This is a genomic window from Limnobacter sp., assembly GCF_964228395.1.
Classification (GTDB): domain Bacteria; phylum Pseudomonadota; class Gammaproteobacteria; order Burkholderiales; family Burkholderiaceae_B; genus Limnobacter.
In genome coordinates this window covers 1-8,187 of sequence record NZ_CAXQZX010000009.1, presented here as the reverse complement: position 1 = coordinate 8,187, position 8,187 = coordinate 1, and the positions used below count along the sequence as shown (strand labels likewise).

At 53.1% G+C, this 8,187-nt stretch carries 7 protein-coding genes and 1 tRNA gene; 6 read left to right on the top strand and 2 right to left on the bottom strand.

Annotation, left to right across the window (positions count from 1 at the left end):
- Positions 1 to 48: 48 nt before the first annotated feature.
- Both ACEQU8_RS00875 and ACEQU8_RS00870 read right to left on the bottom strand, forming a co-directional pair.
- The gene (locus ACEQU8_RS00875) at positions 49 to 1,029 is read right to left on the bottom strand and encodes a PIN domain-containing protein (RefSeq protein ID WP_370260805.1); all 981 of its coding nucleotides are present in this window, start codon (positions 1,027 to 1,029) and stop codon (positions 49 to 51) included.
- Positions 1,030 to 1,880: 851 nt separating this feature from the next.
- Positions 1,881 to 1,957 (bottom strand) — tRNA-Met (locus ACEQU8_RS00870).
- A 145-nt stretch (positions 1,958 to 2,102) separates the two neighbouring features.
- On the opposite strand from ACEQU8_RS00870, the gene ACEQU8_RS00865 reads away from it, so the two are divergent.
- From ACEQU8_RS00865 to ACEQU8_RS00840, 6 genes are all read left to right on the top strand, one after another.
- On the top strand, positions 2,103 to 2,327 hold the full coding sequence (locus ACEQU8_RS00865) for a DUF1289 domain-containing protein (RefSeq protein ID WP_370260804.1): 225 nt from the start codon (positions 2,103 to 2,105) through the stop codon (positions 2,325 to 2,327).
- A gap of 492 nt (positions 2,328 to 2,819) precedes the next feature.
- Positions 2,820 to 3,455, top strand: coding sequence for an SMC-Scp complex subunit ScpB (gene scpB / locus ACEQU8_RS00860; RefSeq protein WP_370260802.1), 636 nt, complete (start codon positions 2,820 to 2,822; stop codon positions 3,453 to 3,455).
- Positions 3,427 to 4,806 carry a 23S rRNA pseudouridine(2605) synthase RluB gene (rluB, locus tag ACEQU8_RS00855; protein WP_370260801.1) on the top strand — a complete coding sequence of 460 codons (1,380 nt, stop codon included), beginning with the start codon at positions 3,427 to 3,429 and terminating at the stop codon, positions 4,804 to 4,806. The genes scpB and rluB overlap by 29 nt, the downstream gene beginning before the upstream one ends.
- A 98-nt stretch (positions 4,807 to 4,904) precedes the next feature.
- Positions 4,905 to 5,495: a ribosome maturation factor RimP gene (gene rimP / locus ACEQU8_RS00850; RefSeq protein ID WP_370260800.1), complete on the top strand. Its 591-nt coding sequence runs from the start codon at positions 4,905 to 4,907 to the stop codon at positions 5,493 to 5,495.
- Positions 5,496 to 5,505: 10 nt separating this feature from the next.
- Complete coding sequence (nusA, locus tag ACEQU8_RS00845) at positions 5,506 to 6,975, top strand: transcription termination factor NusA (protein ID WP_370260799.1); 1,470 nt, start codon at positions 5,506 to 5,508, stop codon at positions 6,973 to 6,975.
- Between the two features lie 52 nt (positions 6,976 to 7,027).
- Positions 7,028 to 8,187: translation initiation factor IF-2 N-terminal domain-containing protein (locus tag ACEQU8_RS00840; RefSeq protein ID WP_370260797.1), on the top strand; the 1,160-nt coding region annotated here is incomplete at its 3' end.

Sequence of the window (8,187 nt, the reverse complement as noted above, 5' to 3'; positions counted from 1 at the left end):
CACCCCACCCGCCATGACAGTATATTTTTGTGCTTCTGTAAAAATTTGTTAAGCGCTTTCGTCATGGACTGGTACTTTGGTAGTCAACAAATGCGAAAGGTTATCTTGTATTTCTTTTTCTAATAATGCCGAATGATTCTTCCAAAATTTGCTGTAGAAGTCATGAACATCATCATCTGAGAATATCCAGCCGACTTGGTTATTGAACAAAGCGGCTTGCGCAATCTCTGCTGCTTGTGACTTATTGAATTCCGCGTACTTTGAAAGCTTTTCGATGGCGTTATGCGTATTTGCGAAGTTTCCGCTATTCACAAGAGACCTGATTACAAATTCCTTTTCGAGCTCGCTAGCCAATTTAATTTCTGGATAGTGTTCCTTAAAAAACTGGCTTAGCCTTCTATAGAAATACAGCTTTGATGCTTTTGTCGATTGCCACTCATTAGCCAAGAAATCCTTAACTTTATTTTCATCTAAGACTGAATAGTAGTCTTTGTCATCGGCAATCAAATATATGTCTTGCTTTGGTGGCACAAACTGCAGCATCGCCTCCCAATTTATGGCGTCACCGAGAGAGCCATCTTTGCCCGGAGGATTTCGTACATCCCGACGAAGGCGAGCTTTTTCAACCAGATCTGAAGTGGTTGGAATTATTTTTGACTTTTCAAATAACTCTGAAATCTTTAAGTCTGCTTTGAGGGTCAACGAGTCAATATCTGCATTTACATTCTTCATGAGGGAAGACATCTTTGCAGCGTACGCCTTTTGAAGCTCACTCAGTTCTTGATATTCCGGGTAGTCCTTACATATCTGAGGGAATTGAGGCTTAAGCTGCTGTTCTTTTAGCTTCTTAATTGCGTCAGATATTTTGTTCTCACGGTTTCGGAAGAATTCATCTTTGACCTGGGCTGTGAGCCAAAGGGTCACCTGCCCTTTGTCGATGAGCACAGCAAGTTTATGAATCTCCTCCAAGTCATCACTGCTTAAGTGGAAGAACGACAAGAAAATATTTGTGTCAATGAATAGATTCATCTGATTGATCCACCGGTTGCCTATACTTGCTTTATCGAACAGTAATAGCGATATTCATTTATCCTGATATCACAAATTATTTCTTTAATTGAGCTATTTCAAATATTTGCAGAGCATTGCATGAACAAGATGAAAAAGAAACCCTGATTAAGCGCCAAAAAAAGTGAGCCTAAAATCGATCCATTGCTGCAGAATTTTTATCGGCTCCCGTTAAAGTTTCGAAGCCTGCTTTCGCCAACAACTCAGACGTTTCAGCCGCCAGTCCCTGATATCCGCTTCGGCTGATTACTTGCCATTAAAACAGCACCTCAAACTTCAAAGCGGCAACGCCAGCTCCCGAAGGTCAATGCGGCAATTTTAATTGAGCTCGCTATCAGCTGCCGAATTTCATATCTCTGTGCCCAAAAAAATATGTAATTCACAGTAAAAAAACAAAAATCAGCTTATTACATCTCAGAGTCATTCCAATCCAGTCAATCATCTCAGCATCCCCATGGGCACAACCTGGGCACAACTTAGGCACATCCTAGTAATAGTCAAATTTCATCCTGAAGGTCACGAATTTCCGAAAATTCCGCACAAAAATTCTCTTCACAAACTCGAAAATCCACGACCTTCAGGTTGATTTTCCAAACGGTCATTGGGCACAAAAATGTGAACCGGAAAATTCAGGAAATTTTTACAGATGTGCCCTGTTGACCGTTATTGGGTTTGACTGAAGGTCACGAAAGGGAAGGCGGGCTAAATCGGGGTTGGGCACCAGTTGGGCACATTTTGGGCACACGCTGTTGGTGGCCCAGAAAACAAAAAAACCAACCACCGCTAAGTGATTGGTTTTAATGATAAAAATTTGGTTGCGGGGGCAGGATTTGAACCTACGACCTTCGGGTTATGAGCCCGACGAGCTGCCAGACTGCTCCACCCCGCGTCTGTTGAGAACAAGACTATAGCGCGTTTTGCATTTGTGTGCAAGTGCACAAAACGCATTTCTCCCCAAATCCTTGCTTCAACTCCGGTATCCTACTGATCACAAAAACATTTTTGTTGAAAATTTTAATTATCAAAGCAGCATCATGAGCAACACATCCAAATCCGAGTACGCAAACCTGCCCGTGTGGCCCGAGGCCGACACCCCATGTGTCGGGTTTTGTTCTACCAACCTGGGCGACGAGGTGTGCATGGGGTGTGGCCGCACCCTCGATGAAGTGGATGGGTGGTTGTTTAAAACCGATGAAGAAAAAGAGGCCATCTGGAATCGGATTCGTCAGGCTGGCGTGGGTTATCGCTGGCAATCCTGACGAGAACCCCCCATTTTGGGGGCGCTAGAATGGGTGCTCAGTTTTTAATCAAAGTATCAAAAAACCCATCAAATCATGTAGCTGGAAATTTTATCCACAGTGAATACCGAAAGTTTTCCCCGCTTTGTGTGGATAAGTTTCTTCAATTTGCCACATTGGTTCCCTTAATCGTGACCCGCTTTTGGGGTAGTCCCAGATGGGGAGTGCCAAGGTGCATTGAAGGAGCATGATTGGTGTGTCTCCAGCCCGCCATGGGTTAATTGGGTACGGTGCACTGCGGTGCACCGTTTTTTTGCGTCACACTTTCCTGCATTCCTTGTTGCTGCATGCTTCATAACGTGGTTACAATGCGGCATCGGAATTAAACGCCTCGGGTGCCTCAGCAAGCCCGCACCCCTCCTGCACCATGGCAACTCCCGTTGCATTTCTTGGCAGGCATTACAGGCGCATCTTTCAATCAAACCCGTAGTCTTTTTTAGTGAGTCCGCCTGGATGGATCCCCAGCGCGCAAAAAATATTTTAGAAGCTGCCCTGCTGTGCTCGGTTGAGCCCATTGCCGTCAAAGAGTTGTCCCGCATGTTCGACGACGCGCTCGATGCCGCCGTGGTCACGACTTTGCTGGAGGACCTCCGCCGCGATTGGACTAGCCGTGGTTTGGAGCTTGTGGAAATTAAAGCTGGCTGGCGTTTTCAAACCCGTGAAGACGTCAAGCGCTATCTGGAGCAGCTCAACCCGGAAAAGCCGCCCAAATACTCCAGGGCCACGCTAGAGACATTGGCGATTATTGCCTACAAGCAGCCAGTGACCCGGGGCGACATTGAATCCATCCGCGGAGTCACCGTGTCTTCGCAAGTCATGAAGGCACTTGAAGACCGCGGCTGGATCGAAGCCATTGGCCATCGGGACGCCCCAGGCCGCCCAGCGCTGTGGGGTACCACCGCGCAATTTTTGGCTGACCTTAATTTGGTCAGCCTGAGCGATCTTCCCCCGCTCGACAACGACAAAGACCAGCAACTGGCCGATGAATTACAGAAGGTGATCCCCTTCGACGCCGAGGAGCAAGAGGAGCCCCCAGGTGCAAAAACCGAACCGGACGACAATGAGAGCAAACAAGCGCAAACCCCCTGAGCAACTGTCAACCCCCGAGCCTGTGGACATCAACACCGGTGTTGAACCCGTGGTGGAAGTCCTCGAAGAGGGCCCAGAGTGGGGTGATGTGATCGAGCAGGTCGAGGGCTTCAAGCCCAGCGACAGCAATGGGCAGGGTAAAAACCGCAGCAAACTCAATGTGCGTCTAGACCCAGAGCTGGCCCCCAAATTGCACAAAGTGCTGGCCGATTCTGGCATGGGTTCGCGCCGCGAAATGGAAGAGCTCATCATGGCTGGCCGCGTGTCGGTCAATAGCGAGCCGGCGCACCTAGGGCAGCGTGTATTGCCCACCGATCAGGTTCGTGTCAATGGCAAACTGGTTCAGCGCAAAAACAAGTCCAAGCCACCGCGTGTGCTCATTTATCACAAACCCGCTGGCGAAATCGTGTCCATGGATGACCCCCAAGGTCGCCCCACCGTGTTTCAAAAGCTGCCAAAAATATCCAACGGCAAATGGATCGCAGTGGGCCGCCTGGACTTCAACACCGAAGGTTTGTTGTTGTTCACCTCCAGCGGCGAATTGGCCAACCGCCTGATGCATCCCCGTTATGAAGTGCAGCGCGAGTACGCTGTGCGCATTTTGGGTGAACTCACCGAGCAGCAGCGCCAACAGTTGATTGAAGGCATCACCCTGGAAGATGGTCCGGCCAAGTTCATGTATGTTGACATGGCAGGCGGCGAAGGCGCCAACCGCTGGTACAAAGTGGGTCTTAAAGAGGGGCGCAACCGCGAAGTTCGCCGCATGTTTGAGGCGTGCAACCTCACCGTGAGCCGCCTCATTCGCACCCGCTTTGGCGACATCATGATGCCATCCACCTTAAAGCGTGGCAAATGGCTCGAAATGGAAGCACTTGAGGCCATGAGCTACATGCAATCTCTTGGGCTGAAGGTCGATGAGTCCGCCCGCGAGGGGGCATTGAAACGGGACAACAAGAACAAGGCCGGTAAAAATGGCAAACGTCGCGGCCAACCCATCATCGACCCCGGTTTGGCCCTAAGCGCGCCCACCCAAACCTATCTCACCGTGTCCGGCGCTGCCGCTGCGGCTGCATTAAGCAACCAGAACGCCTTGTCCTCGCCGGGTGGGGCGGGTCGTTCGGGCTCTTCCCGTGGTGGAGCCCGCACAGGCAACGGAAATGCTGGCGGGCGTCGGGGCGGCTCCATGGCCAACGGTAACGTTGCCGGCAACGCCTCGGGCAACGGCAATGGCAACGCACGAAATGGCGCTCGCCGCAGCAAACCCGGAGCCAACGCGGCTGGCAACAAACCCCAGGGCGGGGCCGCCGGGCAGGGTGGGCAACGCCGGCGCAGGCGCACCCCATCGGCCTAAGGTTTGGGTTTGGGTTTGCCAAAGTGGCTTGATAATCAAGGCGCTTTGGCATATAATCCTGCGTTGCCTGAGCACCCACTCAAAAAAGGGTGTCTCAAATGAAGTGGGCTCTACAAGCCCATTTTTTTTTGGTTCGGCAGTTTGAAGATTTTTGCAGCTTAAAAAGAAAGAGGGCGGGCAGTCTGGTGATCAATCCCGAAGAGTTTGTTGGTAATTCATGGTCTGGCGTATGGTCAGAGCCCTGGGTTGTCCAGGCCGATGCCGTGATCACCTCGCTGGGCCTGGAAGTGGCCGACATTGAGCGTGAGGGCAATGGCTTGTTGCGCATCATGATCGATTCACCTTCTGGTGTCACGGTTGAAGATTGTGAGCGAGTAAGCCACCAGTTGTCGCACCTTTTTACGGTCGAAAACGTCAATTACGAGCGCTTGGAAATTTCCTCGCCCGGCGTAGACCGAGTATTGCGTCGTACCAAAGATTTCGAACGGTTTTGTGGTGAAGAAGTGGCCCTTAAATTTAAGCGCGCCATCAACAATCAAAAACAGTTCAAAGGCATTTTGCAGAAAGGGCAAGAGCATGCCTGGGGCGTGGTGGTCACGCCCGAAGGAAAAAACGCCGAGCCTTACCTGCTCGAATTTGACATCGCTGATTTGGCGGGGGCCCGTTTGGTACCCCACTTAAAGTTTTAGGAGCCCTGGAATGAGCCGTGAATTGCTACTGCTGGTCGACGCACTGGCGCGTGAAAAGAACGTCGAGAAAGACATCGTGTTCGGCGCGCTCGAGCTGGCCTTGGCCTCTGCAAGCAAAAAGCGTTTCGACGAGGAGGTCGATGTGCGTGTGTCCATTGACCGCGCCACTGGCGACTACGATTCCTTCCGCCGCTGGGAAGTGGTGTCCGAAGAAGATTTCTATGATCCTGCTTACCAAATGGTTTTGGACCAGGCGCAAAAGCACAAGGCCGATGCCCAGTTGGGCGACTTCATCGAAGAAGAACTCGAGCCCGTGGAGTTTGGTCGCATTGGAGCGCAGGCTGCCAAACAGGTTATTTTGCAGCGTGTGCGCGATGCCGAGCGCGAGCAAATTCTGAGCGATTTCCTGGCCCGTGGCGACAACATCGTGATTGGTCAGGTCAAGCGCATGGAGCGCGGTGACGCCATCATCGAAAGTGGTCGAATTGAAGCACGTTTGCCCCGCGATCAAATGATCCCTCGCGAAAGCCTTCGCCCAGGCGACCGCGTGCGCGCTTACCTTTGGAAGGTAGACCGCATGGCCCGTGGGCAACAAGTTATTTTGTCGCGCACTTCGCCAGAATTCATCAAGGCCTTGTTTGCCATGGAGGTGCCCGAAATTGAACAGGGGCACCTTGAAATCAAGGCCGCAGCTCGCGACCCCGGTATGCGTGCCAAAATCGCCGTGCTGGCCCATGACCGCCGCATCGACCCCATTGGCACCTGCGTGGGTGTGCGTGGCTCTCGCGTGCAAGCGGTCACTCAAGAACTGGGTGGTGAGCGTGTTGACATTGTGTTGTGGTCTGAAGATCCTGCGCAGTTTGTGATTGGCGCCCTGTCACCCGCCACCGTGCAGTCCATTGTGGTGGACGAGGACCAGCACGTCATGGAAGTGGTGGTCGATGAAGGTGAGCTGGCCCAGGCCATTGGTCGTAGCGGTCAAAACGTGCGCCTGGCATCCGACCTCACCGGTTGGCAAATCAACATCATGACACCTGAAGAGTCGGCCAAGCGCTCAGAAGAAGAGGTGGTCAAGCTTCGCGAATTGTTCACCAGCAAGCTCGATGTTGACGAAGAAGTGGCCAACATCTTGATCGAAGAGGGTTTCACTGGCCTCGAAGAAGTGGCTTACGTGCCCCTGGCTGAAATGCTCGAAATTGAAGCATTCGACGAAGACACGGTTGAAGAGTTGCGCACACGTGCACGCAACGCCCTGCTTACAGAAGCCATTGCCCGTGAGGAGCGTGTAGAAGGTGCCACCGACTTGCTGTCGCTGGACGGCATGGACGCCGATCTTGTGGCTAAGCTGACCGAAGCCCAAATCACTGATCGCGATGGCTTGGCCGAATTGGCTGTTGATGAGTTGGTCGAGTTGACCGGCGTGGACGAAGAAAGAGCCCGTGACCTCATTATGAAGGCACGCGCACATTGGTTTGAGTGATCGCCTATTAAGCATCGCCCACACCATCTGAATTAAACCGAAGGAAGAGTAGATGACCAGTACCACAGTCGCACAGTTTGCAGCAGAGTTGAAAATGCCCGCGGATGTCCTGCTAGAGCAGTTGAAATCCGCTGGCGTAAACAAGTCCTCTGAGGCAGATGCAGTCACTGAGGCGGACAAGGGTAAGCTTTTGGAGAGCTTGCGCAAGGCGCATGGCTCCTCCACCGGTCAGAAAAAAATCACCCTCACCCGCAAGCAAACCAGCGAAATCAAGCAGGCCGGCCCCGGTGGCAAAGCCCGCACAGTGCAGGTGGAGGTGCGCAAAAAGCGCGTGTTTGTTCAGCGTGGCGAGAAGCCCGGTGAAACCGATCCCGTGTTGGAACCTCAACTCGACGCAGCAGAGCAGGCGCGCCGCGATTTGGAGGCCCAACGTCAAGCTGAGCTCAAAGCCCGCCAGGAAGCCGAGCTCAAAGAAAAGCAGGCCAAGCTGGAGCAAGAGCGCGAGCGTGAATTGAAGCTTCAGGAAGAAGCTCGCCTGCGCGCCGAGGAAGAGCGCCTCGCCCACGAAGCAGCCGAAAAAGCCAAGCAAGAAGATGAGCTGGCTGCCAAAGACACCAGCAAGGACGAAGCCGCCAAGGCCGAAGAAGCCAAAGCGCGCGAGGCCCGTGCGGCCGAGGTTCGCAAGGCCGAAGAGAAGGCCAAGAAAGCAGCCGAAGATGCAGCCAAGGCGAGCGCCGACCAAGAGCGCGCCCGCCGAGCGGCCGAAGCCGAAGTTGCAGCCATTAACCGCATGATGCAGCAGCCTGCCCGCGTGCTGAAGGCCGAAGAGCCTGCCCCAGAGCCAGCAAAAACCATCAAGAAACCTGTTAAAGAAACCGTGGCTGCCGACGACGACTCCGATCGAGGCCGCCGTGGTGGCAAAGGCAGCAAAGACGAGCCGGCAGGCCGTCGGCGCGGTGGCCTGAAAACCCGCGGCGACACCAGTGTGGGCCGCAGCGGCACCGCCGCCTGGAAGGGCCCCAAAGGCAAAAACAACCGCCACAACAACGATCAGCAAAGCAATTTCAACCAGCCCACTGAGCCGGTGGTGCGCGAAGTGCATGTGCCCGAAACCATCACCGTGGCCGACCTCGCCCACAAAATGAGCTTGAAGGCCGCTGAAGTGATCAAGTGCCTCATGAAAATGGGCCAAATGGTGACCATCAACCAGGT